Origin of the sequence: Collinsella aerofaciens ATCC 25986 (assembly GCF_964259375.1) — a bacterium.
Lineage (GTDB): Bacteria > Actinomycetota > Coriobacteriia > Coriobacteriales > Coriobacteriaceae > Collinsella > Collinsella aerofaciens_BO.
Genome location: NZ_CAXVJM010000016.1, coordinates 13,047 through 36,447, shown reverse-complemented (window position 1 = coordinate 36,447; position 23,401 = coordinate 13,047). Strand labels below are relative to the sequence as shown.

Genomic DNA, 23,401 nt, shown 5'->3' with positions numbered 1-23,401 from the left:
TCGACAGGAACCTGTGTGCAATCGGGTATGTTTTCCACGTTCAAAACCTGCGCAAAACTTTTCATCACCGCGGCTCGAGTTTTCGACACCTTATAACCGCCGTTTCGACAAGTTTTCAACAGCTGTGTCAATTTACCTACGAGCGCAGTGTAATTTTATCGCGCAGCGACTTGAGGTCTTCGGTAACAGTCCGGTCTTCCTGAATCATCTTCTGAACCTTTTTATAGCTCGTGCTGACGGTCGAGTGGTTGCGGTTGCCAAACTCGGCGCCCACGGCCGTCGTCGTCATCTCGCACATCTCAATCGCCAGGTAGATAGCGATATGGCGCGCCTTGGCGATATTGGCGTTGCGGCGAGGCCCGATGAGTTCCTCGTGCGTCACACCGTATTGCTCCTCGATGACGGACTGGACCGTCTGCACATTGATCTTCTTGGCCGATGTGTCGAAGTACTGGTTGGCGATGGCGTCGATGTCGTCAAAGGTGAGCTCCCCGCCCTCGCGCTCGCGATCGCCCGCTTCACCGGCGCAACGCTCGCAAAAGCTCTCGAGCTCGCGAATGTTGGTGCCCGAGACCTCGGCCATGTGTTTAAAGTGCGCGTCGGTCAGATGTCCGCCGCCGCCCCCGTAGGCCGCCAGCAGCGAGTCGTTGCCCGCCTCGGGTGCGGTGGCGATCGTGTTCTCGTAATAGCGCTGCAAAATCTTGTACTTCATCTCGTAGCTGGGCTCCGCCACCAGGCACAGCAGGCCGGCATTAAAGCGGCTGGTCAGGCGCTCGTCCATATTGAGGTCCTTGGGAGCGCGATCGGCGGCGATCACGACCTTCTTGTTGTTACGGATGAATTCGTCCATCAACTGGAAGAAGTAATCCACGCTCGCGCGCTTGCCAATGATGTTCTGGATGTCATCGATGATAAGCACGTCGACGCCGTGGTATGCCTGCATAATGGGGGCGTTGCTCTTCTTTTGGCGGTCGAATTCCGTCATCAAGTCGTCCAGATATGCCTGCGAGTTGGCGTACTTCACCTTGATCTCGGGCGATTTCTCTGCCAACTCGTTTTTGATGGCGAGCAGCAGGTGCGTCTTGCCCAGGCCCGATTTGCCGTAGATGAACAGCGACGTGCAGGTGCCGGGCGTGTCTGCAAGCATGGCGAATTTGAGCGCCGATCGGTAGGCAAGACTGTTCTCCGGTCCGAAGACGAAGTTTTCAAACGTGAATTTCGAATTCGCTGCGAGGGGTGCCCCGTCCGCGTTTTTCTCGACTGCCGTCGGGGCCGCCGAAGGTGCTGCCGGCGCTGCGGACGAACTTGCGCTTTTCGCCGGTGGCCTGCCATTCATTTGGGTCATCATGCGGCGGAAATCGTCGGCGGACAACGTGTTTTTGATTGCAATGCCCGATTCCTCCCCGGGTGTCGCCTCGTGTGCGACGGGCATGTGCGTGGCGGTCGGGATGGGCGAGGGGGCTGGCTCTACCGCCGGTGCGACCGAAGCGGTCGGCTGCGGTGCCATGGTTTCACGGGAAACATCGTCGCGTCGAGGTTCGGGCGCCGGCGTTGCCGCTGCGGCGGCGGTCGCTACCGGGTGAGTGACCGGGGCCGTATCTGCCGAGGCGCCTTGCGGTGCCACGATGTTGAGCGCGATCGGCGCAAAGGCTATCTCTTCCAGATAGGCCTCGATGGTCGGCTGATGCTTTTTGAGCTGAGCGATGGCAAAGCGTGAAGGGGCCTCAATCGTCAGAGTGTCCTCGGTTAAACTCACGGGGCGCGATTGTCCCAGCATATTGATGAGGCGTGCATCTTGGCCGTCGCGCTGACAAAAGGCGATGGCATCCCCCAGGATGATGCTTGCTTCCTCGTCCACTGTCTCTCCCGTTCCTTAACTTTGGGCTCGCACGCGAGCGCTGCCTATTTCGGTCAGATGATATTTCTGGCCATGTTTGATGACCAAGCCGGCTTGCGCCAAGTCGTTGAGCGTTCGCGACCACGTGGGCGCCGAGTTTCCAAACGCTCGTGCCAGGTCGGTTGCGCCACACTCCTGGTTTTGAGCCAGATAGCCCAGTGCCGCTTCGCCGCGCTCGCTCACAAATACGTTTTGCTGCGGCTGTGCATATTGATTCGCCGCATTAGGATACATCATTTGAGCTGCTGGTTGTTGAGAACTCTGCATGGGCAGCGGCTGCTGTTGAAAACTTTGCGGCCACTGTTGGTAAGGCTGCGGAGGCATCTGCTGGGCCCATGGGTTGTACTGCGCCTGGGGCATCTGTTGGTACGGCTGCTGGTATCCCTGAGGATACTGTTGGGGATACGGCTGGGCGTATCCCTGCTGCGGCATATATTGGGGAGGATACCCTTGCGGGTACGGTTGATAGCCCATTTGCGGGGCGTTTGGCATGGCCGCTGCCTGCTGCACGGTGCCTGTGTCCAGATCTGCCGAGCCTATGCTCTCCGGCATGTTTTGCATTGCGTTGCCCAGCGGTGCCTGGGGGTCTTGCATGGGGAAACTTCCAGGCTGCTGCATCTGCTGCGCCGCAGGCTGCTGTGCAAACGTGTTGGTTAGGGGATATGCCTGCTGCTCTGTTTCGGGTCGCACGGCTGCCCCGCGCCCGCCAGCACGCTCGATTTCCTGCACGCGCTTGGGGTTCAGACTTACCGTCACGACGGTGCCGTTACCCATGTTGTCCTCGATGGAGACGGCGCCGCCGGCGTTTTCCAAGTACTCCTGTACCATGGGAAACCCGGCGCCGGTGCCGCGGATATACCGTTTCATCTTGCTGTTTGCGCTGGTTACGCCAAAGTCGAAGGCACGCTCTTTGTCGTCGATGCCCGGACCCTGATCGGCAAAGCGGATGGTATCGCCACCGTCGAGAATTGAGATGATGGGCTCTGCGAAATGCGCGTGGATAAAGTTTTCGACAATCTCGCGGATAACCATCAGCGAGATGCGTCCTCCCTGCTCTTTCATGCACTGGTAGACGGTGTTGGTTGTCTCTTCCAGGTAGGTACGGACGTCTTGCGGTTCGATGACGATGACACGCGGTGTCGACAGCATGTCATCGTAGACCGCGATGCGCGCTGCATACATGGCCTTTGGTGCTTGTGCGGTGACCTGCTCGCTCTCGTTGCGTTCTTCGCGCACGCCGGTGATGTGCTCGTTGTCGGGTGCCGGATCACCGGAATCGACCATGGTGTAGAAGTCGTCAGACATGCCGCTCGCAATCTTTCAAAAGGTTTTGAACAAATAGTAGCTCACCGCGCAATGTTTCTCATCTTTCGACAAGTTTTCAAAACCTGTTGAAAACTTTGGAAAACGGACGAAAAGTTCTCAACATTTCCAATATGACCTGTTGAAAACTCGATGAAATATCGTGAAAAGTTGCCTGCTGCCTCAAATGCCGGTTCTGCTTATGGGGGAACCGTGTACTCTTTGCAACCTTTTACCTTTGATTTCTTGACATTTGAACATTGATTTCCCTACAATCTTCAAGCTCACGTGTCTATATCTGCGTCCGCGCCCCCGCGGACACTCGAAATGCAGCAGGAGGAACTTAAGATGAAGCGTACGTATCAGCCTAATAAGCGTAAGCGTGCCAAGACCCATGGCTTCCGTGCCCGTATGGCCACTAAGGGTGGTCGTGCCGTGCTCGCCCGTCGTCGCGCCAAGGGCCGCAAGCGTCTCACTGTCTAGCAGCGATACACACATCTCGCATGAAGACTATTAAGTCTCGGCAAGATTTCGAGCATGTGTTCAGTCAGGGGCGTCGTTTCAATCACCCTCTGATTCGAATGACCATATGTGAATCGGTTGGCGAAGGCGACTCCGGAAGGGTCGCCTTCGTTGGTGCTAAACGACTCGGTTGTGCTGTCGTGCGCAACCGATCTAAGCGTGTGATGCGCGAGGCCGCCCGCAGCTGTGGATTTCCCGTTGCGGGTTATGACATCATCTTGTTCGCGACTCCCAAGACGAGGGTTTCCTCGCCGCAGGAGATGGACAAGGCATTGCGTTCGCTTATGAAACGCGCCGGCGTTGCCGGGGAGGAGCGATGAGCAATCACGTTTTGCGACGTGTTGCCATCGCTCCTATTCGCATATATCAACAGGTTGTTTCGCCCTTATTACCTGACGCCTGCATTTATTACCCAACGTGCTCGCAATACGCCGTTCAGGCGATTGAGAAGTACGGTGTTTTGAGAGGCTGCTGGCTTGCCGTGAGGCGCATCGCTCGCTGCAATCCCCTGCACGTCGGCGGTTATGACCCTGTGCCTTAGCGGGCACTCGCTATCGGAGGAAAACTTACATGTGGGATTGGATCGTTAACATCCTTTTTGAGCTGCTCAAGCTCATCCAGACCTTTGCGGTCGACTGGGGCCTGTCCATCATCATTTTGGTGGTCATCATCCGTCTGCTGCTGACGCCGCTTATGCTCAAGTCGACCAAGTCGACGGCTCGCATGCAGGTGCTGCAGCCTAAGATGCTCGAGATCCAGGAGCGCTATGCCGACGATCCCCAGCGTCAGGCCGAGGAGATGCAGAAGTTCTACAGCGAGAACAAGTTCAACCCCATGGCTGGTTGTCTGCCGCTGTTGATCCAGATGCCCGTCCTGTTCGCCCTGTTTACGCTACTGCGTAACCTGCCGAACTACTTTAGCGACGGCACGTTCTCGTTCTTCAACATCCTGCCTGACCTTACCACCACGCCGAGCGCTTCCTTTGCCGATGGCTTTATGGTTGCGCTGCCTGCGCTGGTTTGCCTGATTCTGTTCGCTGTCTTGACCCTGATTCCGCAGCTGTATATGTCTCGCAATCAGACCGGTCAGCAGGCCCAGAGCATGCGCATGATGGCCGTTGTCATGACCGTCATGATGCTTTGGATGGGCTGGAGCCTGCCCGTCGGCGTTCTGCTTTACTACGATGTGTCTTCTGCCTGGCAGGTTATCCAGCAGATTTTTGTGACGCAGAAGGTTATCGACAAGGCCAAGGCCGATGAGGAGGAGCGCCTCAAGAACGCTCCGCTACAGGTCGAGGTTACCCGTCGCGAGAAGAAGCCGCGTCCGCACAAGAAGAAGTAGTCGGGATATCAATCTTATTTAGGTACCTAACTTTTGGAGTACGTTATGTCTGAAGAGATCATCGAGGATATGCTTGAGGAGGTTGCCCCGCAGATTGCGGGCGATTATCCCGAGATTGCACAGCGCTACAAGGCCGGTGAAGAGCTGACCGATGAGGAGCTCGACACCATTGCCGATGTTGCGATTTCCATTCTGCGTTCCATCCTTTCGCACTTCGATGCCGCCAACTCTCCTATTGATGAGTACGAGGGCGACGAGGGCGAGCTGATTTTGGATGTTACGGCTCCCGATCTTGCTGTTCTCATTGGCCGTCATGGCCGTACCCTTGATGCCCTTCAGGTTATGTTCTCTTTGCTGGTGAGCCGCAAGCTTGGCTTTAGGTATCCGGTTGTGGTTGACGTTGAGGGCTACAAGAGCCGTCGTCAGGACAAGGTTGCCTCTATGGCTCAGTCTGCCGCCGAGCGTGCCATTCGTACTCATAAGAGTGTTTCGCTTCCGCCCATGAATGCCTATGAGCGCCGACTGGTTCACATTGCACTTCGTGGCAATGATGCCGTCGATACTCATTCTGAGGGTTCTGACCCTGATCGCCATGTGGTGATTGTTGCTCGATAATCTGCTCGAGCTTATGCTAAGGGGACGTGGTTTCCACGTCCCCTTTTTTTGTCAAAAGTTCTCGATACACTGATTTTTGTCAGAAAGGAGCTTTCGTTGTTAGTACTTACTGATCAGCAAGCTGACGAGATGTTGACTCGTCTATCTTCCTATTGCAAAGAGTATTCCTTGAGCGTATCTGATGTTGAGCTGAGGAAATGTATTCAGCATTTGGATTTGGTTCTGGAAACAAATAAGACAACTAATCTCACCCGTATTCTTAACGTAGAAGATGCTGCGGTACTTCATATCCTCGACTCACTTGTTTTGCTCCCCTATATCAATAAGGCTCCTGAGGGAGCTTTGCTCGATATGGGTACAGGTGCGGGCTTCCCTGGTATTCCGTTAACCATAGCCACGCATCGTAAAACTACTTATATTGACTCTGTTGGTAAGAAGGTCGATGCCGTCAATTCTTTTGTTCATGCTCTTGGGTTGAAACATGCTCATGCGATTCATGATCGCCTTGAAGAATATGCTCGAAGGCATAAGAAGCAGTTTTCTGTCGTAACCGCCCGCGCACTTGCCCCTCTACCGATTCTTGTTGAGTATGCGGCTCCGTTCCTCAAGGATGGAGGTCTATTTGTTATCACCAAGGGTAATCCTTCGGATGAGGAGCTAGTTTCCGGTATGTCGGCAGCTAAGATTTGCGGCTTCACTTTGCTTCTTAATGACGCAATCGATTTGCCTGAGGGCTTGGGCCACAGGGAGTTCATTGTTCTCAAGAAGAGTCATCCAGCATCCGTTTCATTGCCTCGTGCAAATGGCATGGCTAAGAAGAATCCGCTTGCCTAGATGTTTCACGTGAAACATAATGGATACTAACAACTTGCAGTGTTTCACGTGAAACATGGCGGTTGATATCGAATCGGAATGTTTCACGTGAAACATCCTCCGTTTGACAGCTTTAATACACACCAGGAGGGACCGTGGGATTTCGCGACGTTAAGCGTTCTAAGAACGCAAAAGACACGCGTATCATTGCAATCATCAATCAAAAAGGCGGCGTCGGTAAGTCAACGACGGCTGTAAACCTTGCAGCAGCACTGGGTGAGCAGGGTCGTAAGACACTGATTGTCGATTTTGATCCGCAGGGAAACAGTACCAGTGGATTTGGAATTGAAAAAGAAGACCTTGATCACTGCATCTATGATGCATTGTTGAATGATGTGCCGGCAGAATCGCTTGTTCTTGATACAAATTGCAAAAAGGTATTCGTAATTCCAGCTACGATTCAGCTTGCAGGCGCCGAAATTGAGCTCGTAAGCGCAATTGCTCGTGAAACCCGCCTCAAAGATTTGCTTGAGCCGATTCAGGACGAGTTCGATTTTATTTTCATTGACTGTCCTCCTTCGCTTGGCTTACTTACCATCAACGCCTTGACTGCAGCAGACAGTGTTTTGATTCCAATCCAGTGCGAGTATTACGCACTCGAGGGCGTTACGAAGCTGCTTGAGTCAATGAAGATGGTCAAATCACGTCTGAACAAGAGTTTAGACACCTATGGTGTGCTTATGACCATGTATGACTCGCGTACTTCTCTATCGAATCAGGTTGTTGAGGAGGTTCAATCGTACTTTGGGGACAAGGCGTTTAAGACGCTGATCCCCCGTACGGTTAAAATCTCCGAAGCTCCGTCTTTTGGAGAACCAGTAATTACCTATGCACCTCAAAATAAGGGTGCAAAAGCGTATATGAACCTTGCAAAAGAGGTGATCAAGCGTGCCTAGTGCAAAGAAACGTGGCGGATTGGGGCGTGGACTCAATGCTTTGGTCTCTGAGGCCGAGTATGAGACCGGTAGTTCGTCTGCACCTGCTTCAAATGCTGCATCTGAAACAAAATTACCTATTGAAGATATCGTTCCTAACCCTAATCAGCCGCGAATTCACTTTAACGAAACTGAACTTCGTGAGTTGAGCGAGTCAATCCAAGAACATGGCGTTTTGCAGCCGCTTTTGGTTCGCAAGAATGGAAACGGCTATGAGATCATCGCTGGAGAGCGTCGTTACCAGGCGTCAAAGCTTGCTGGTCTTGAGGAGCTGCCTGTCATCATTAAAGATGTTAATGATGAAGAGATGCTGGCTCTTGCTCTTATTGAAAACCTTCAGCGTTCTGATCTGAATCCCGTTGAAGAGGCTAAGGGATATCGCCAGCTCATCGATGCCAGCGGTATGACCCAGGAGGCATTGTCGAAGGCTGTAAGTAAGTCACGCTCTGCAATTACAAACTCGCTGCGCCTTCTCGATCTCCCTGAAGTTGTTCAGCAGATGATTTTTGAGGGTAAACTTACTGCTGGTCACGCACGTGCGATTCTTGCAGTTCCCTATGAGGATGCTCGAATTCGACTTGCAGAGAAGGTTATTGCGGAGGGCCTTTCCGTAAGAGCGACAGAAAATCTTGCTCCATTGTTTTCTGCCGGAGAGACACCTAAGGCGCCGCGACCTGCAACGCCTCAGTCTTTTAAAAAGGCCGCGCGTGTACTTCGTCAGGTGTTTAATACCAACGTGCGTGTGAAGAGCTCGCGTGGAAAGAATAAGATTGAGATTGAGTTTAAAGACGAGGAAGAGCTCTCTCGTATTCTTGGCGAAATGATTCAGTTTGATCAAGGAGGCCAAGATGAGGAATAAGATTTTAACTGTAATTGCATTGGCGACGACTGTCGCGGCTGGTGCCTTTGCTGGATATAAGATCGCGACAGACGATGAACTTCGAGGCCGTTTGCTTCGTGGCGCGCAAGATATCGTTGATACGTCCAAGAAGAAAATGGATGTTATGACAGAAGATGTTGCCATGCGCACTGCTCAGGTAACGAAAAATCCTAGGATTAATCAAGGTTGGGTTAGCAACCAATGGGAAAATGTAGGCTATTAGGTACCTAACAATTACCCTGCATATTTTTTCGGGCCCTTGTCTGATTCATGAGACAAGGGCCCCTTATTTTGTCCGTAAAAAATGGGAAAGGTAGCAGTTGATCCAAAATCGAGGTCAATAAATGAAACGGCCCCGGTTGCATATCCTGCAACCGGGGCCGTTCGATGTTTCACATGAAACGTTTTGGAGCGCGACTCCCCTATGCGTTCTTCTGAACTTTGAAGCGCTGTTTCAGCTGTCCGCAAGCGGCGTCAATATCGTTACCGCGGGAGTTACGAATCGTGGTCTCGATGCCACGGGACTCAAGACGACGCTGAAGGTCCTCAACCTTATGAATCGGAGACGGCTTGAGCGGGCTGCCCTCGATGTCATTAAGCTGAATCAGGTTAACGTGGCACAGCGTTCCCTCGCAGAAGTCGCAGAGCGCCTGCATTTCGGGATTCGTATCGTTGACGCCTTCAATCATGGCATACTCATAGGTCGGGCGGCGCCCGGTTTTCTCGGTGTAGAGCTGCAGCGCCTCGTGAAGGCGCAGAAGCGTGTACTTTTTGACGCCAGGCATAATCTTGTTGCGCGTGGACTGGATGGCGGAGTGCAGCGACACGGCGAGCGTAAACTGCTCGGGAATGTCGGCAAACTTGCGAATACCGGGAATAACACCGCTGGTAGAGACAGTAAGGTGACGGGCTCCAATGCCGATACCATCGGGGTCGTTGAGGATTCGCAGCGCCTTGAGAACCTCGTCGTAGTTGGCAAACGGCTCGCCCTGGCCCATGAAGACAACGCTTGTGGCGCGCTCGCCAAAATCATTCGAGACGTGCAACACCTGGTCGACGATTTCCTGAGCGGTCAGAGAGCGCTTGAGGCCGTTGAGACCGGTAGCGCAAAAGGCGCAGCCCATGCCACAGCCTGCCTGTGTGGAAACGCAGACGGAAAGCTTGTTACGACGAGGCATACCGACGGTCTCGACGGAAATGCCGTCGTGGTACTCGAGCAGATATTTGCGAGAGCCATCTTTGGAAACCTGCTTGGTGAGTTCAGTCGGCGTATCAAAGGCAAAAGCCTCTTTAAGCTGCTCGCGGAAAGCCTTGGAAAGGTTGGTCATATCGTCAAACGAACAAACGTTCTTCTCAAAGACCCATTCGATGAGCTGCTTCGCACGGAAGGCGGGCTGGCCAAGTTCGGCAACAAGCTCGCGAATATCGTTTTGGCTCAAGTCGCGAATGTCCTGAGATTTAGTCCTGGGATTCATGGAAGCCTTTCGATTTTGGGGAAACGTAGAGGGTATCGCTACAATATGGTATCAGCTGCAGAAATTATAGAGGAGGAGTCTGCCCATGCCGGGTAAAAGCCTAGAGAACATGCACGTAGCGGTCTTGGCGGGCGGTCATTCCGCCGAGCGCGAGATCTCGCTCGATTCGGGAAAGAACGTTGTGGTGGCACTGAAGGAAGCCGGCTACACCTCGGTGGAGCTGCTTGACACGGCCGCCGATGACTTTATGGTAACCATGGCGACCGGCGGATTCGATGTGGCATTTATCGCCATGCACGGCGCCGGCGGTGAGGATGGCGCCATGCAGGGTGCCATGGAGACCCTGGGTATCCCCTACACGGCCTCGGGCGTACTTGCCAGCGCCTGCGGTGCCGACAAGGAGGTCTCTAAGCTCCTATACGCCAAGGCGGGCATTCCCATTGCCCCCGGCCTTGCGCTCGAGGTGGGCGATGAAGTCGATATCGATCATATCGTCGGGGTTTGTGGCGAGCGCTGCTTTGTGAAGCCGGCCGTCAACGGTTCCAGCTATGGCATTTCCCTGGTCCATGAGCCCTCCGAGCTGCCCGCGGCAATCGCCAAGGCGTTTGAGTACGGCGATAAGGTGCTGGTCGAGAAGTGCATCGAGGGTACCGAGATCACCGTCGGCGTATACGGCGAAGATGACGTGCGCGCTCTGCCGATTGTCGAGATTCGTAAGCCCAAGGACTGCGAGTTCTACGATCTGGACGTGAAGTATATCGACCCTACGGACATCCATCGCATTCCGGCGCAGATTTCACCCGAGAATTACGCTCGCGCTCAGGAACTTGCCTGTGCCGCTCACAAGGCCCTCGGTTGCCTGGGTATCTCGCGCAGCGACTTTATTGTGAGTGAGGACGGCCCCGTTATCCTCGAGACCAATACCATTCCCGGAATGACCGATACGTCGCTGTATCCGGATGAGATCCGTCACACCGACGACATGACGTTCCCGCAGGTCTGTGACAGCCTGATCCGTATGGGCCTTCGTCGAGCGGGCATTGCATGCTAATCGAGGACGCGGTTTCGTCAGGAACGCCGCAGTTTGTCATCGACTCCTATGCCAAGCTTGCTGAACGCGCCAAAACGCAGTCCTTCGGTCTTATCGAGGAAGATGTGATCGTTCTCGATACCGAGACCACGGGTCTTTCGGTGCAGGACAATGAACTGATCGAGATCTCGGCGGCCCGTCTTTCGGGCCGCGAGATCGTCGACCGCTTCGATACCTTCGTGCATCCCAAGCAGCTGATTCCCGCCGAGATCACCGAGCTCACGAGCATTACAAATGCCGATGTGGCAGATGCCCCGTCGGCCGTTGAGGCCGTCGCCGCTCTCGCCGATTTTGTCGGTGGCTGCCCGGTGATCGCACACAACGCCACGTTCGACCGCTCGTTTATCGAGTCGGTCAAAGGCGGCGTCAACGTGAGCGATATTTGGATCGATTCGCTGGCGCTGTCGCGCATCGCGCTTCCGCGCCTGGCCTCGCACAAGCTGTCTTTTATGGCCGATCTGTTTGGCTGCGACTCGGTATCACACCGTGCCAATGCCGACGTCGACGCCCTGTGTGGCGTATGGCGCGTGTTGCTCGTGGCGCTCACCGACTTGCCCCAGGGCCTCATGGCGCGCCTAGCCGACATGCATCCGGACGTGCCTTGGTCCTATCGTCCTATCTTCTCGTTCTTGGCAGGGCAGAACCCTGGTTCTATCTTCTCTCTCAGCGCCGCCCGCGCCGACGTACTCAAGGCCGATCGGGCCGATGATCGCGTTGATGCGGACGAGCTTCCGGTCCTTAAGATGCCGAGCCGCGAGGAAATCGAGGCGGACTATGCCCCGGGCGGCCTGGTCAATCGCATGTATCCCACCTACGAGCCGCGCGATGAACAGATCGCGATGGCGCTCGAGGTCCGTGACGCACTCGTTACGGGAACGCATCGCGTGATTGAGGCGGGGACGGGCGTCGGCAAATCGATGGCTTACCTGGTGCCTTTTGCTGAGGCTGCGCGCCGCAACAACATCACGGTCGGTATCGCGACTAAATCGAATAATCTTGCCGACCAGCTCATGTATCATGAGCTGCCCAAACTTGCCGAGCAGCTGGACGGAGGTCTATCGTTTTGCGCCCTCAAGGGCTATGACCACTATCCATGCTTGCGCAAGCTTGAGCGCATGAGCCGCGGCCAAGTCGAAATTACGACTAAGCGTGATCCTGCCGACACGCTTACGGCAGTCGCGGTCATCATGGCGTACGTGTGTCAGTCGGCCGATGGCGACCTCGACTCGCTCGGCATTCGCTGGCGCAGCGTCAACCGTCCCGACTTTACGACGGCGTCGCGCGAGTGCGCCCGTCGCCTATGCCCGTTTTTCCCTGATAAATGCCTGGTCCACGGTGCCCGCCGTCGCGCGGCTCATGCCGATGTGGTGGTCACCAACCATTCCCTGTTGTTCCGCAATGTTGCGGCCGAGGGCAGAATCTTGCCTCCGATTCGTCACTGGGTGATCGATGAGGCCCACTCCATCGAGCGCGAGGCACGCCGTCAATGGGCGCGCGTGGTATCGGCGGATGAATCGCGCGTTCTGTTTGAGCGCCTGGGTGGCTCGAGCACCGGTGCGCTGAGCCAGGTTTCCCGCGATTTGGCAACCTCGGAGGGCTCTACGCTCTACCTGGGTCTTACCGCCAAGGCGACGTCGACGGTCGTGCGTGCGAGCATGGCGATTGCCGATGTGTTTGACGGCGTTCGCGAGCTTGGCCGCCGTGCCCGCGGGGGCTATGACAATGCGAACCTATGGATTGGCCCCGAGCTGCGCGAATCTGACGACTGGCATGATTTCTTACAGTCGGCCTACACTGCCATCGACGCATTGGAACAAGCTGACAAGAGCGTCGACGCGCTGGTACAAGCCGTTGCCGCCGATAAGCCCGAGATTGTTGTCGACCTGGGTGATATCTCGCGCCGCCTGCACGAGCTGGCCGAGAACCTCAAGCTCATCATCGACGGTACCGACGAACATTACGTGTACTCGTTGCAAGTCAATCGCAGGCTGCGTGCCGGCGGAGAGTCAATGACCGCAGAGCGCATCGACATTGGCGAGGCCTTGGCAACCGAGTGGCTGCCCGAGGTTCACACGGCTATCTTTGCATCGGCGACCATGACGGTTTCCAAGAGCTTTGAGCACTTTAACCATGCCGTCGGCCTCGATCGCATCGGCGCCTCGACATCATCGTCACTGCACTTGGATTCGAGCTACGACTTCGATTCGAATATGGCCGTGGTCGTGGCTGGGGATATCCCCGATCCGCGCGATCGTGAGAGCTACCTTTCGGCGCTCGAGCGTGTGCTGGTCGACGCTCATCTTGCCATGGGCGGCTCGGTGCTCACGCTGTTCACCAACAGGCGTGACATGGAGGAACTGTACGCCCGTGTCGAGCCCAAGATGGCTCGTGCGGGCCTGGAACTCAACTGCCAGCAGCGCAACTCGTCTCCTCGCCGTCTGCGCGATCGCTTTATCAACGAACCGACCTCGTCGCTCTTTGCGCTTAAGGCCTTTTGGGAGGGGTTCGACGCCAGCGGCGAGACGCTGCGCTGCGTCATCATCCCCAAGCTGCCGTTCTCGAGCCCCACAGACCCGCTCTCATGTGAGCGCAATCTGCGTGAAGACCGCGCTTGGGCACGCTATTCGCTGCCCGAGGCCGTGCTCGAGGTCAAGCAGGCAGCTGGTCGCCTCATTCGTTCATCGACCGATTGCGGCGTGCTCATCTTGGCCGACCCGCGCCTGGTGACGAAGGGCTACGGCAAGAAATTCTTAACGTCGCTGCCCACGAGCTCCTATCAGCGCATCGAGTCGGCACAAATCGGGCACTATCTACAGCTGTGGCGCGCACGCCACGAGCGGCGCCGCTAAAGCGGACAGACGAGGGATTTTGCCATATTGCACAGACGCTCTGACAGGGCGGGGTCATCCAGGATGCGGATGGCCCCGCCCGCTGCGATTACCTGGCTTAACAGCCAGCGCTCGGAGCCGTAGCGTACGTTCACCGTTGAGCTGTCCGCCCCATTGGGTTCAATCGACATGATGCCGGGCCAGTCTAGGCGCTCTGCCAAGGCGCGCGGCATGAGAAGCTTCGCACTCCGCTCCGCCTGGGCGAGGGAGTCGTGGAGGGTTGCGGGCTCCGGTGCATGGCGCACGACGGAGTCGTCGGTCAAGGTCAGGCTCTCGATTTTATCCATACGATAGGTACGCTGCTCGTCGACCGCGACATCCCAGGCAATCAGATACGTTTGGTCGCCGTTTGTTGTGATGCGCAAGGGGTCGACCAAACGCTCGCGCGCTTGTGTGTCATCCATCGAGCGATACGAGATGCGGCAGCGAACGCCGTCCCGAATGGCGCAGCTCAGCTGCTGCCAGTGCGATCCGTGGGCGACGGTGTCAAAGACGCGCTGGTTGTAGCCGAGCTCTTTGGGAAGAAGGGCGCGCCGTATTCGAGCCGCCGCTTGGGGTTCGATCCCCAATGATTCAAGTTCATGGTTGAGCACAGCGCCCTCGGCGGCACTCAGGCGCAGCGGTAGCACGCGCCCCGCGTCACCGGTGAGGACCACGCACTCGCCGCGGCGTTCACAGATAATACGTGCACCCGATTCTCGGTCCGCAAGCGTCGAGACGATCTCGAGAATCTCGTCGAGCGATGCCCCCGTGATATCAAAGCGGCTGCAAAGCTCGTCTCGTGTCATGCCATTCTCGCCGGCGGCGTAGAGGGCCTCCATGATGTCGATGGCGCGCGAGAGTCTTTGCTCGCTGGTGAGTTTACGCACGGGCATACTCGTGCACCGTCCTTTCGATGAGGTGATTCCACGCCCGCTTGAGAGAATCGGGGGCGACGGGCCTCATGCCATCCATGGCATGGGCCATGCAAAACGAGGCTGCGGCTTCAAAGTCGCGCACGTCAACGGTCCATGTCCAACCTGCTTCGGTGCGCATGAGTCCGCCTCGTCCGCGCGTGAGACCGCTGATCATATCGGCCTGCGCTTCACGCGCAAACGAGAACGTAGCCGCAACGGGTGGGCGGTCGGCAAAATCGAACTCAAAGAATAAGTAATCGTTGAGGTTGAAATCCGCAGGAATGGCGTAGCCTTTCGAAGGCCTCCAGGCGCGAATGATGCGATCGCAGCGGAATGTTCTGATATTGTCGGTGGCATTGTCGAGGCCGCAGAAGTATGCCGTACCCTCGCGCTCGAACATGCCGTAGACGCAAACGGTCCGCTCACGTTGCTCGCCGCGTCCGTTTTGGTACAAAAAGCGCAGCGCGCAACGCTCGGCAAAAGCACTCCATACCGCATCGACGGCGGGAGAGCGGCGGATCGGTGCCTCTCCTGTCGTCGACATGCCGGTGAGGTAGGCAATCTTGGAGCGAATGTCGGCAAGCGGCGCGGCAAAGGTGGATGAGCCTGCCGCGAGTGTCTGGTCGATGGCGTTGAGCAGGATGTCGGCATCGTCTGCGGTGATGAGACCGCCCGCGGCAAACGTGTGCTCGCGGTCGATCGTCCACGCGCTCTCCTCGGTTTCCTGCGCTCCGGCAGCACGAACCTCCCTGATAACGATGCCGCGTTCGAGCAGCTTGTCGCGATCGCGGCGGAACTTGCGCTTGTCTGAGTCGATATTGCCCGAGCCGTACCCCAAATCGGAATCCAGGACGATTTGCTCGGTCGTCAGCGGTTCGGGAGAACTGTTGAGCACAAAGAAAAGGTTGAGGATGCGCTGAGCCGTTTTATCGAAACCGGGCTCGGGTGCCCCCTTTTTAATTGTCGCGGTCGCGTCGATTGCCGTCATAGAATCCTCGCATGAGAAGGTCGTTTGATGCCATGATTTTAGTCCGATATGGAGATTAGGCTATATCCTTGTCCGCTCGCGGCGTTAAGATGCCCCGAATTCGGTCGTTTGCGCTCGCTCGGGGTATACTTTCGACTATATACGGTTCTAATGTGCATGCATTGGGCCTATTTGTCGGATTATGGATGTGGAGCGCACATGGCGAACACCCAGAACTATATTAACCACCTGCTGCAGAACACCGGCATTACGCCGGCGTGCAGTGAAGAAGAGCGCCTGGCTGCTGAGGATATCGCTCAGATTTTCCGCAACCACGGCTTTGACCCCGAGGTGCAGGAATTTAATGCTCCCGCACCCAGCAGGTTGGCGTTTGCCGTTACCGGTATCCTGGCGTTTGCCGGCGCCTTGCTGATGGGCATCGGCGGCGGCATTGGCTTGGTCGGCACCTTGCTGGCCATTGTCGGTGCCGTGCTCTACGTGCTCGAGCGCACGGGGCATCCCGTGGTTTCGCGCCTGGGAAAGACCGGAGTGAGTCAAAATGTCATCGCCTATCACAAGGCCTCGGGCCCGCTTGCGTCTCCGCGCAACCGCCCGGTCGTCGTGGTGGCCCACTATGATTCCCCCCGCGCCGAGCTCCTTGCTCGCGAGCCCTACGCTCCGTGTCGCGCGCTCATCGCCAAGCTCCTGCCTGTCGCCACGATCGCGCCCGCGGCTGTCGCCATCCTGCGTATCCTGCCGCTTCCCGGCGTGCTCAAGGTACTGCTGTGGGTTGTCGCGATTCTGGCCTCCCTTGTGGCACTGGCCAACGCCGCCAATATCATCTCCAACCGTTTTGTGCTTCCCTACACGTCTGGCGCGGTGTGCAACAAATCCTCTGTTGCCGCCATGCTGGGTGTCATGGATAACGTCGCCCCCTATCAGGGCGAGAACGAGTTCCCCGACGATGTTCCGTTTGACACGTATTTTGGCGAGCAGAAGCGTCGCGCCGAGGAGATGGCGCGCGCGGCGGCCGAGTATGCCGCGGCCCAGCAGCAAAACGATTACGGCAACACCATTGAATATGAGGAACCTTCCTACGACGAGGACGAGTTTGGCCAGCCGGATGCGCCTGTCGACGCACCCGAGCAGGACGAGACTTTTGATGGACAGATCGATGGTTTTGAGGGCGCCTCTGCCGACGAGACGCTAATCGGCGTTATCGCGCCCGAGGCTCAAGACCAGACTGCCCAGGCCGAAGTGTCCACCGAGGAAAAGTCCTCCGCCGAGCCGGCGGAGGAGCCCGCGGTGGTCGAAGCCGCCGAGCCCAAGCCCAAGCTCTATCGCAATGCCGCCGGCAATATCCGCTTTGGTTCGGATGCCATCCGTGCGCTCGGCATGCTGCCCGAGTCCTGCACGCTCGATTACGAAGAGGGCGAGGAGCCGGCGTTTGAGCCGGAGCCTGTTCCCGTTGCACAGGAGCCTGCGCCCGCGGCCAATACGGCTGCTGCTCCCGCCGAGCCGGTCGCTACTCCTGTTGCTGCCGCGGAGTCTGACGCAAAGCCCGCACTCGATCCTGCAGCCGGTCTGGATATTCTGGCACCTGCCGCTCCGGCACAGGTTGAAGACGAGACCGCCGACGAAGACTATGACGAGTACCCGCAACGCGTGTCCTATGAGAGTGACACCGATTTCTCGGCCGAGATTCCCTCGACAACGCCCCATGCCGATATCGCTTCCGCGTTCTCCTCGATTGGTGCCAGCGCTTCTAGCTTCTTTAAGGGTGCCTTTGCGAAGGGCAAGAAGTTCGTCGACGACTTTGAGGAAAAGCGCGCCGCTGCCCGCGAGGCCGCCGAGCGGGAGGCCATCGCCCAACAGCAGGCCGCCGAGGCCGAGCGTGAGCGCGCGGCACAGGAGTTCGAGCAGAGCGAGGCCGAGCAGCTGGAGCCTGCCGATGTCGCCGATGCTACGACGTCTTTTGAGGCTCCGCAGCCGACATCCGCTGACGTTGCCGAGGCTACGACGTCCTTTGATGCGCAGCAGCCGGTCGATAGCACCATGTCATTTGATGCCACGATGACGTTTGAGAAGCAGGGCACCGCAATTGCCGAGCCCCTTCCCATCTCCGATGATGCCCAGGACGCCGCCGATGATTCGGTTATCGACGAGGCCGATTCCGTTGAGGGCAGCGCGCCCGAGCAGGTCGAGGCTCCTGCGATGGAGCAGGAGCCCCCTGCGGTTGACGAGACTCCCAAGACGGATGTGTCCAGGCCTTATTCTACGCAGATCTTTACCATGCCCGCACCGAGCGACCTCGGTGCCACGGTGGCCAATGTCGCTCCCACGCAGGACGAGACAGTCGACTCCCTCATGGCGCAGATTTCGTCTCAGGTGCCTCCGCGCCAGCAAATGAATATCCCCGATCCGGCCTCCGCGCCTGCGCCCTCTTCGTCGCCGCTGGCCTCGGTCCCCGATCCGTCGCTGCCTTCGATGCAACAGGCCAACGTCGCGTCCCGCACATCGCTATTCGATCTTCCCGATCCTTCGGCACAGACAAATGATCCCTTTGCGACGGCGCAGGGTCCCGAGCCCACATCGGCACCGGTCGCGACCCCCATGCCCATCTCCTCGGGCGCACAGCCGCTCGAGACCATCTCGGCTCCTGCTTCGACGGGCGCCAAGCCGCAGAAGCGTGGCCTGGGTGGCTTGTTCGGTCGCAAAAAGAAGAACGAGCAGGACAGCATGAGCGACTGGCTGGGCGTCGAGGACGATTACGATGCCAAGAAGTCTGGCCGCGGCATTGGCTCGTGGGATAACTTCGAGGATGATGACGACGGTTGGAAGGGTGGCGCCACCTCCTCCGATGGTGCTTCTGCCGAGGATATGCTCTCGGCTGTTGCCTCCATGGGTGACGATGAGCTGCTCGGCCACGATATCTGGTTCGTCGCAACGGGTGCGTCCGATTGCGACGGCGCCGGCATGAGGGCGTTTTTGGCCTCGCATCGTGACAAGCTCCGCGGCGTGTTCTTTATCAACCTCGAGTCTATCGGCGCCGGCAGGCTTTCGGTGGTAACGGTCGAGGGCGAGCAGCAGCTGTTTAAGGGCGATCGCCGCATCATGAATCTTGTCAGCAAGGTGTGCAAGTCGTTCCACGTCGATTGCGGTGCGTTCGAGATGCCCTATGCAAAAACCGATGCATCCGCAGCGCTCGAGGCAAGCCGTCGTGCCCTTACGATCGCCGGTGTGGACGGCCCGCGCCTTGCCTGCGCTCGCACCGAGGATGACCTGCCGTACAACGTCAATCCGACCAATATCGCTACGGTGTCCGAGGTCGTGACCGAGGTCATTCGTCGTTCGTAGACAGACCCGCTAAGGAGTCAGCGTGTTTTCGTACATCAAGCGCCATTGGCCCATCTATCTGATTTTGACCCTGATTGCTATCGCATTGGGTTTTGGGGCCGCGTATGTCGTTGGCGTTAAGGGCTCGACGCCCGAGACAACAATGAACGAAGAGGTGGAGCAAGAGCAAAGTTTGGGTGCCGACGGTATTTCCGAGTCCGATCAGGCAGCCATCGATGGCGGTTCGTTATCTGCTAAATAGCCGATTCATCGTTTATGCCCAAGGCGGGCGAGCCGGGAGACTGGCTCGCCCGCCTTTTTATCGTGCTAGCGCTTCCTTGTGGCTGACCTAAGGCGAGTGAACCATATGGCTGCAGTACCCGAGGTCAGGAGTGCGGTGATGCATGCGGCGACGGGAACAGATCCCGTTGCCGGCAGGTTCTGAGGCAGGGCGCATCGTTGGATGACGCGGTCCTCATCATGCGCCTCGAGTTTATCGCCACCGCCGTTGCGGCAAAGATCGACGCGCGCGCTGTTGGCAAGTGCGGTTTGGGGCGTATAGGACGACGTTGCCTGCATGTGCACGACTACGCCTCGGGCATCCGAGTTAAGGGCCGCCTTGGCATCGTCGAGATCGTCGTGTTCGTCTTTAAGGTCATCCCGGGTCCAAGAGCCCGCCTCGCTTCTGGTTGTAAAGTCGGCGGCTACCGCACCGTATTCAAAACGGATGCCCGTGATGACGGAGTCGTCCGTAAGATCAATCTCTTTCGTATCGAGCGTGACGGACTTGTCCGTCGGGATATCTGCTTTCCATAGGTGCCACCCGTCGTAATCGACGAGACGCACATCGTCGCCCAGCAGCTTTGTAACCTCTTCCGTTTCGAGCCAAGGATTGCGATGCCCGTCGTCAAGCGTTGCATTGACCTGCTTGCCCGTATCGCTTGTTCCTGCCGGAGACGTTCGATACCACACGTTGCACAGCCCGTTTAGATCACCGACCGCAATAGGGGTTTCAACGGCAACAAGTTTCGCTGCGCCATCTTTGGCACACTCAAGGTCGTCGGTGATGGTCAGCTCGTCGACCCAGGTGCTCGACTCATTTTTGGCGTCGATGGTATAGGAGAAGGCCCCTTGCGTATTGGCCCGTGCTTTGGCTCGGTTTTTTCCGTCGCCGTTGGCAACAAGTTTGCTTATGACTGGCTGTGTAATCTCTTGGCGCTTATCGACGCTCCCCCTGATCTCGATGGGGGCATCCTTCATGGCTACGGTTTGAACTTCTCCCGTGGCTTTTACTTCAAACGTTATCTCTTCGGCGAGGTCGTAGGTACGCGGAGACATCGTTTCGCGTAGGGTATAGGTGCCGGGTGAAAGGTGCTCAATGCGGTGCGGTTTGCCGGATGAGGTCCAAGAATCGATTTCGTTGCCATTGGAGTCGCAGAGGACAAGCTCGGCGCCTGTCACTTCCTGACCTCCGCACGCGTCGACTTTGGAGACATCGATCTTGGTGTAGTCGTTGGAAACGTCAAGGCGCACTTCGATCACGGGCGTTTGCTGGTCAGCGTACGACAACTTCACAGTATGTGGGGTCGGGTTGAGCAGATAGCCTTCGGGCGCTTGTGTCTCGACAACCTCGTAGGTGGCGGTACCGCATCCCAGCGAAAGATGGTCGACTCGCGCATGCCCCCGTTCGTCGGTTGTAACGGTGGCGACGGTTTCGCCATCCAGGGCAACGATGCTGCCATCGGTTCGCACGATGTCGCCATCAGCGCGGATGTCAAACGTGGCTCCAGCGAGGGTGCGCCCATCTACAGCATCCGTCTTAATGATTTCGATGCTTCCGGTTGCTGCGTCGTCATAGAACGAGGCGACGGCGACTGGTGTCAGATTTCTGTCGGAGGGAATCGTTATCTCCAGGTCTTCTCCGCGCAGATACGGTTCCTTGGCCGATGCCTCGTGCACGTAGTATGTTCCGGGATGAAGTGATTCGGGCAGCGTGACGGCGCCGGCTGTATCGGTTGTGAAGGTATTCATTACATTGTGGGTCGGATACCAACATGTTTGCGAGACGGGCTCGTGGTGGCTATCGAGCAGCTGGAACGTAAAGCCGGCAAGCGGTACGGTGCCGCCGGTCTGAGCATCGCGCTTTACGATTTGAAGGTGTGTCGATAGGGCATGGTTGTCAATGATGTACTGAAGCTCGGCGCCGTCTGCGGTCTGCTCTGCTGTGATGGTCCATTCCCCCGCTTGCTTAAATCCTTCAGGGACCGTTTCTGCAACCTCGCGAACGGTGTAGCCCGCGCGGTCGTAGGGAATGGCACCGTGAGCGCCGGCGGGTCGCTTGCCTGCGCCAAACCATGCTTCGGGCTGGTCTTTGGTGGAGGCAAAGCCGTAAACGTTTGTGGTCAACGTGCCGACGACTTGTTGGGAGCTATTGTTGACAACTTCAAAGACGACGCCTCCCGCCGGCTGCTCAAGGCCGGACTCATCGCTATCGCCATGGTCCTTAAACTTCGAGATTTCAAGGTCAAAGGCGATGGGGATGTTGGGAATACGGCTTTCGAGCTCAACGATGCCCGTATCTCCGAGTTGCTCGGCACCGACGGTGTAGCTCCAACAGTCGTTTGAAATCAAATAGCCCTCGGGTGCTTTCGATTCGTAGATGGTAAAGGTGCCCAGAGGAACGTCATTGAGGATCGCCCATCCGTTTTCGTCGGTCGTAAGGGTGCGAGTCCAGCCGGGAGTTGATTGCGAGACGCAGGTAAATTCAGCGCCCACAAGCGACGCCCCAACTTGGGCGCCGGCATCCGTGGCGGCATCGATTTTTGCAATACGCAAGGTGATGGTGCCGGGCTGCTCGTTGATAGTGACATGTTCGCCGCTGTTTTGTGTGGTGAAGGTTATTCGGTCGCTTCGAGGGATATAACCTGCCGGGGCTTTGGTTTCGACCAGGTAATATGCCGTATTGGGCAAAAGCGTTGCTTGTGCACGCCCGTTTTCGTCCATCTGGATAGTGCCGACACGTGCATCGCCCGCACTTTCAAAGATATCGAAGGTTGCGCCACCGAGTCTGTAGGTGTCGTTGCCGGCGGTGATGTCAGCCTGGGACGATTGTTTTTGGAACGATACGGAGACGGCGGGCAGAACATAGAGCATGTCCTGGTGCCGACCCTCGCCCGAGACCGGGCCGTGATAACGTCTGGCTCGATGTGGGGCTGCCTTAATAGATCCGGACTTAGCGCTCTCGTAGAGCCAACGTGCAGCCGCTACGGCCTCGGCGTTTTCGTAAAACCTACCGCTCCTGGCAACTCCCTTGCTATTTGTATACGAATAGGTGCCGTCGGGGCGCGTGGTTCCGTTGAGCATCCACACGGCAATCTGGGTGGCGGCACGAGCGAGATCGGGCGACAGATTGTGGCCGCCAAAGGATGTACTGGAGGGGTATCCGTGACAGACGATGGCGGCAAATTCGTCATCGAGCCATGTCCAGCCCTGGCTATATGTGCGCCATGGCCCTCCCGGCTTGCTGGGGCCGGGGCAGTCTTGATTCATGCAGTACGAAATTGAAGTGTCCTGTGCCTCGTATTTACCGACACCGAAGGGGCCGCAACCGTCGCTTATGGTGCGGAAATTGAGGACGTCACTCCCGTCGACGGCGAGTGCGGTCCCTGGGGCTAGGCAGCCGATCAGAAAAAAGAGGAGCAGGAGCAGCGGACCTGTTGCGATTGCGCTGTGGACAGAGTGCGTGGGTGCGTTGGACATGGCTGCTCCTTATCCCTCGTGCGCCGCACGGGGAGGCCGCGGCGCTTGGGATGAGGCTACCGCCATGGTTCATGCGGGTAAGTACCAGAAGCTGACCAAAAGCTTGCCCGATTTCTGACAAATCGAGCTCAAATACAACAATCAGATAAAAACGCAGGTAGAAGATGGTAAGAAAAGAACGACAGAGGTCCTCATCTCCACAATCGGCGCGGTTTTCAAACGATTCTCCACAGCTAAAACAAGCATCGACACCCTTGTATCGAACAAGACAACCGCGTTATACTAGCCAACACACAAGCGGGCATCGCCAAGTGGTAAGGCATCAGCTTCCCAAGCTGACACTCGCGGGTTCGAATCCCGTTGCCCGCTCCAGTAAAAAGCACAAGCACGGCAGCGTTACGTTGCCGTGCTTTTTACTACCAAGCGCCGGGACTCGAACCCGCCAGGGTGCGAGCGTAAAGCAAACGCGAAGCGTTTGTAGCGAGCAGGCGAAGGTGCCGGCAGGCGCCTGAAGCCGGTGCGGATTTGCGAAGCAAATACGCGGACGTCCCGTTGCCCGCTCCACCGAGCACGGGAGACATGGGGACGGCCAATTCAACAAAGTCTTCCCCCGCGGCTTCGTGAA

General features: G+C 57.1%; 19 protein-coding genes and 1 tRNA gene. 14 read left to right on the top strand and 6 right to left on the bottom strand.

The genetic code is table 11. From position 1 onward, the window contains the following. Window positions 1–136 precede the first annotated feature (136 nt). Both ACEXKH_RS07805 and ACEXKH_RS07800 read right to left on the bottom strand, forming a co-directional pair. Window positions 137–1,858, bottom strand: a complete 1,722-nt coding sequence (locus ACEXKH_RS07805; protein ID WP_373573696.1) for a DnaA ATPase domain-containing protein — start codon at window positions 1,856–1,858, stop codon at window positions 137–139. Between the two features lie 15 nt (window positions 1,859–1,873). Further along, on the bottom strand, window positions 1,874–3,202 hold the full coding sequence (locus tag ACEXKH_RS07800; protein ID WP_373573695.1) for an ATP-binding protein: 1,329 nt from the start codon (window positions 3,200–3,202) through the stop codon (window positions 1,874–1,876). A 345-nt stretch (window positions 3,203–3,547) separates the two neighbouring features. Here ACEXKH_RS07800 and rpmH point away from each other — a divergent pair, with 345 nt between their 5' ends. The 9 genes from rpmH to ACEXKH_RS07755 all read left to right on the top strand — a co-directional run bounded on the left by rpmH (window position 3,548) and on the right by ACEXKH_RS07755 (window position 8,588). Then, window positions 3,548–3,682 carry a 50S ribosomal protein L34 gene (gene rpmH, locus ACEXKH_RS07795; RefSeq protein WP_019127408.1) on the top strand — a complete coding sequence of 45 codons (135 nt, stop codon included), beginning with the start codon at window positions 3,548–3,550 and terminating at the stop codon, window positions 3,680–3,682. Between the two features lie 20 nt (window positions 3,683–3,702). After that, window positions 3,703–4,041, top strand: coding sequence for a ribonuclease P protein component (gene rnpA, locus ACEXKH_RS07790; RefSeq protein WP_006236191.1), 339 nt, complete (start codon window positions 3,703–3,705; stop codon window positions 4,039–4,041). After that, window positions 4,038–4,262, top strand: coding sequence for a membrane protein insertion efficiency factor YidD (yidD, locus tag ACEXKH_RS07785; protein WP_372542324.1), 225 nt, complete (start codon window positions 4,038–4,040; stop codon window positions 4,260–4,262). The genes rnpA and yidD overlap by 4 nt, the downstream gene beginning before the upstream one ends. A 29-nt stretch (window positions 4,263–4,291) precedes the next feature. Continuing rightward, complete coding sequence (locus ACEXKH_RS07780) at window positions 4,292–5,062, top strand: YidC/Oxa1 family membrane protein insertase (RefSeq protein WP_195363704.1); 771 nt, start codon at window positions 4,292–4,294, stop codon at window positions 5,060–5,062. A gap of 45 nt (window positions 5,063–5,107) precedes the next feature. Then, window positions 5,108–5,677 (top strand): Jag family protein, encoded by a 570-nt coding sequence (locus ACEXKH_RS07775; RefSeq protein ID WP_117786710.1) that lies wholly within the window; start codon window positions 5,108–5,110, stop codon window positions 5,675–5,677. A gap of 96 nt (window positions 5,678–5,773) precedes the next feature. Beyond that, entirely contained in the window at window positions 5,774–6,511 is a 738-nt protein-coding gene (rsmG, locus tag ACEXKH_RS07770) for a 16S rRNA (guanine(527)-N(7))-methyltransferase RsmG (RefSeq protein WP_373573694.1), read from the top strand. A 134-nt stretch (window positions 6,512–6,645) separates the two neighbouring features. Next, window positions 6,646–7,446, top strand: coding sequence for a ParA family protein (locus ACEXKH_RS07765; RefSeq protein ID WP_373573693.1), 801 nt, complete (start codon window positions 6,646–6,648; stop codon window positions 7,444–7,446). Continuing rightward, window positions 7,439–8,344: a ParB/RepB/Spo0J family partition protein gene (locus ACEXKH_RS07760; protein WP_373573692.1), complete on the top strand. Its 906-nt coding sequence runs from the start codon at window positions 7,439–7,441 to the stop codon at window positions 8,342–8,344. Before ACEXKH_RS07765 ends, ACEXKH_RS07760 begins: the two co-directional genes overlap by 8 nt. Beyond that, window positions 8,334–8,588 carry a hypothetical protein gene (locus ACEXKH_RS07755; RefSeq protein ID WP_373573691.1) on the top strand — a complete coding sequence of 85 codons (255 nt, stop codon included), beginning with the start codon at window positions 8,334–8,336 and terminating at the stop codon, window positions 8,586–8,588. The genes ACEXKH_RS07760 and ACEXKH_RS07755 overlap by 11 nt, the downstream gene beginning before the upstream one ends. A gap of 199 nt (window positions 8,589–8,787) precedes the next feature. Here the strand turns inward: ACEXKH_RS07755 and rlmN are convergent, their stop codons facing one another. Then, window positions 8,788–9,840, bottom strand: coding sequence for a 23S rRNA (adenine(2503)-C(2))-methyltransferase RlmN (gene rlmN / locus ACEXKH_RS07750; RefSeq protein ID WP_373573690.1), 1,053 nt, complete (start codon window positions 9,838–9,840; stop codon window positions 8,788–8,790). Between the two features lie 85 nt (window positions 9,841–9,925). Here rlmN and ACEXKH_RS07745 point away from each other — a divergent pair, with 85 nt between their 5' ends. Both ACEXKH_RS07745 and ACEXKH_RS07740 read left to right on the top strand, forming a co-directional pair. Further along, entirely contained in the window at window positions 9,926–10,891 is a 966-nt protein-coding gene (locus tag ACEXKH_RS07745) for a D-alanine--D-alanine ligase family protein (RefSeq protein ID WP_373573689.1), read from the top strand. Beyond that, window positions 10,885–13,779: a helicase C-terminal domain-containing protein gene (locus ACEXKH_RS07740; protein WP_373573688.1), complete on the top strand. Its 2,895-nt coding sequence runs from the start codon at window positions 10,885–10,887 to the stop codon at window positions 13,777–13,779. The genes ACEXKH_RS07745 and ACEXKH_RS07740 overlap by 7 nt, the downstream gene beginning before the upstream one ends. Here the strand turns inward: ACEXKH_RS07740 and ACEXKH_RS07735 are convergent. Both ACEXKH_RS07735 and ACEXKH_RS07730 read right to left on the bottom strand, forming a co-directional pair. Further along, window positions 13,776–14,693: a helix-turn-helix transcriptional regulator gene (locus ACEXKH_RS07735; protein WP_373573687.1), complete on the bottom strand. Its 918-nt coding sequence runs from the start codon at window positions 14,691–14,693 to the stop codon at window positions 13,776–13,778. The two genes, ACEXKH_RS07740 and ACEXKH_RS07735, sit on opposite strands and share 4 nt — an antisense overlap. Then, window positions 14,680–15,702, bottom strand: a complete 1,023-nt coding sequence (locus ACEXKH_RS07730; RefSeq protein ID WP_373573686.1) for a helix-turn-helix transcriptional regulator — start codon at window positions 15,700–15,702, stop codon at window positions 14,680–14,682. Before ACEXKH_RS07730 ends, ACEXKH_RS07735 begins: the two co-directional genes overlap by 14 nt. Before the next feature lie 198 nt (window positions 15,703–15,900). Between ACEXKH_RS07730 and ACEXKH_RS07725 the strand changes: the two genes are divergently transcribed. Next, window positions 15,901–19,038, top strand: a complete 3,138-nt coding sequence (locus tag ACEXKH_RS07725) for a hypothetical protein (protein WP_373573685.1) — start codon at window positions 15,901–15,903, stop codon at window positions 19,036–19,038. A gap of 22 nt (window positions 19,039–19,060) precedes the next feature. Next, on the top strand, window positions 19,061–19,279 hold the full coding sequence (locus ACEXKH_RS07720; RefSeq protein WP_373573684.1) for a hypothetical protein: 219 nt from the start codon (window positions 19,061–19,063) through the stop codon (window positions 19,277–19,279). Between the two features lie 65 nt (window positions 19,280–19,344). Here the strand turns inward: ACEXKH_RS07720 and ACEXKH_RS07715 are convergent, their stop codons facing one another. Next, a complete protein-coding gene (locus ACEXKH_RS07715) occupies window positions 19,345–22,776 on the bottom strand; it encodes a SpaA isopeptide-forming pilin-related protein (protein ID WP_373573683.1) in 3,432 nt (1,143 codons plus the stop codon). Window positions 22,777–23,073: 297 nt separating this feature from the next. On the opposite strand from ACEXKH_RS07715, the gene ACEXKH_RS07710 reads away from it, so the two are divergent. Beyond that, window positions 23,074–23,148 (top strand) — tRNA-Gly (locus ACEXKH_RS07710). The last annotated feature ends 253 nt before the right edge of the window (window positions 23,149–23,401 follow it).

Bases quoted from the DNA above. Each gene is read 5' to 3' on its own strand.
- rlmN (WP_373573690.1), bottom strand. From the start codon at position 9,840: ATGAATCCCAGGACTAAATCTCAGGACATTCGCGACTTGAGCCAAAAC.
- ACEXKH_RS07725 (WP_373573685.1), top strand. From the start codon at position 15,901: ATGGCGAACACCCAGAACTATATTAACCACCTGCTGCAGAACACCGGC.
- rpmH (WP_019127408.1), top strand. From the start codon at position 3,548: ATGAAGCGTACGTATCAGCCTAATAAGCGTAAGCGTGCCAAGACCCAT.
- ACEXKH_RS07735 (WP_373573687.1), bottom strand. From the start codon at position 14,693: ATGCCCGTGCGTAAACTCACCAGCGAGCAAAGACTCTCGCGCGCCATC.
- ACEXKH_RS07800 (WP_373573695.1), bottom strand. From the start codon at position 3,202: ATGTCTGACGACTTCTACACCATGGTCGATTCCGGTGATCCGGCACCC.
- ACEXKH_RS07755 (WP_373573691.1), top strand. From the start codon at position 8,334: ATGAGGAATAAGATTTTAACTGTAATTGCATTGGCGACGACTGTCGCG.
- rnpA (WP_006236191.1), top strand. From the start codon at position 3,703: ATGAAGACTATTAAGTCTCGGCAAGATTTCGAGCATGTGTTCAGTCAG.
- yidD (WP_372542324.1), top strand. From the start codon at position 4,038: ATGAGCAATCACGTTTTGCGACGTGTTGCCATCGCTCCTATTCGCATA.
- ACEXKH_RS07740 (WP_373573688.1), top strand. From the start codon at position 10,885: ATGCTAATCGAGGACGCGGTTTCGTCAGGAACGCCGCAGTTTGTCATC.
- ACEXKH_RS07745 (WP_373573689.1), top strand. From the start codon at position 9,926: ATGCCGGGTAAAAGCCTAGAGAACATGCACGTAGCGGTCTTGGCGGGC.
- ACEXKH_RS07730 (WP_373573686.1), bottom strand. From the start codon at position 15,702: ATGACGGCAATCGACGCGACCGCGACAATTAAAAAGGGGGCACCCGAG.
- ACEXKH_RS07715 (WP_373573683.1), bottom strand. From the start codon at position 22,776: ATGTCCAACGCACCCACGCACTCTGTCCACAGCGCAATCGCAACAGGT.
- ACEXKH_RS07775 (WP_117786710.1), top strand. From the start codon at position 5,108: ATGTCTGAAGAGATCATCGAGGATATGCTTGAGGAGGTTGCCCCGCAG.
- ACEXKH_RS07780 (WP_195363704.1), top strand. From the start codon at position 4,292: ATGTGGGATTGGATCGTTAACATCCTTTTTGAGCTGCTCAAGCTCATC.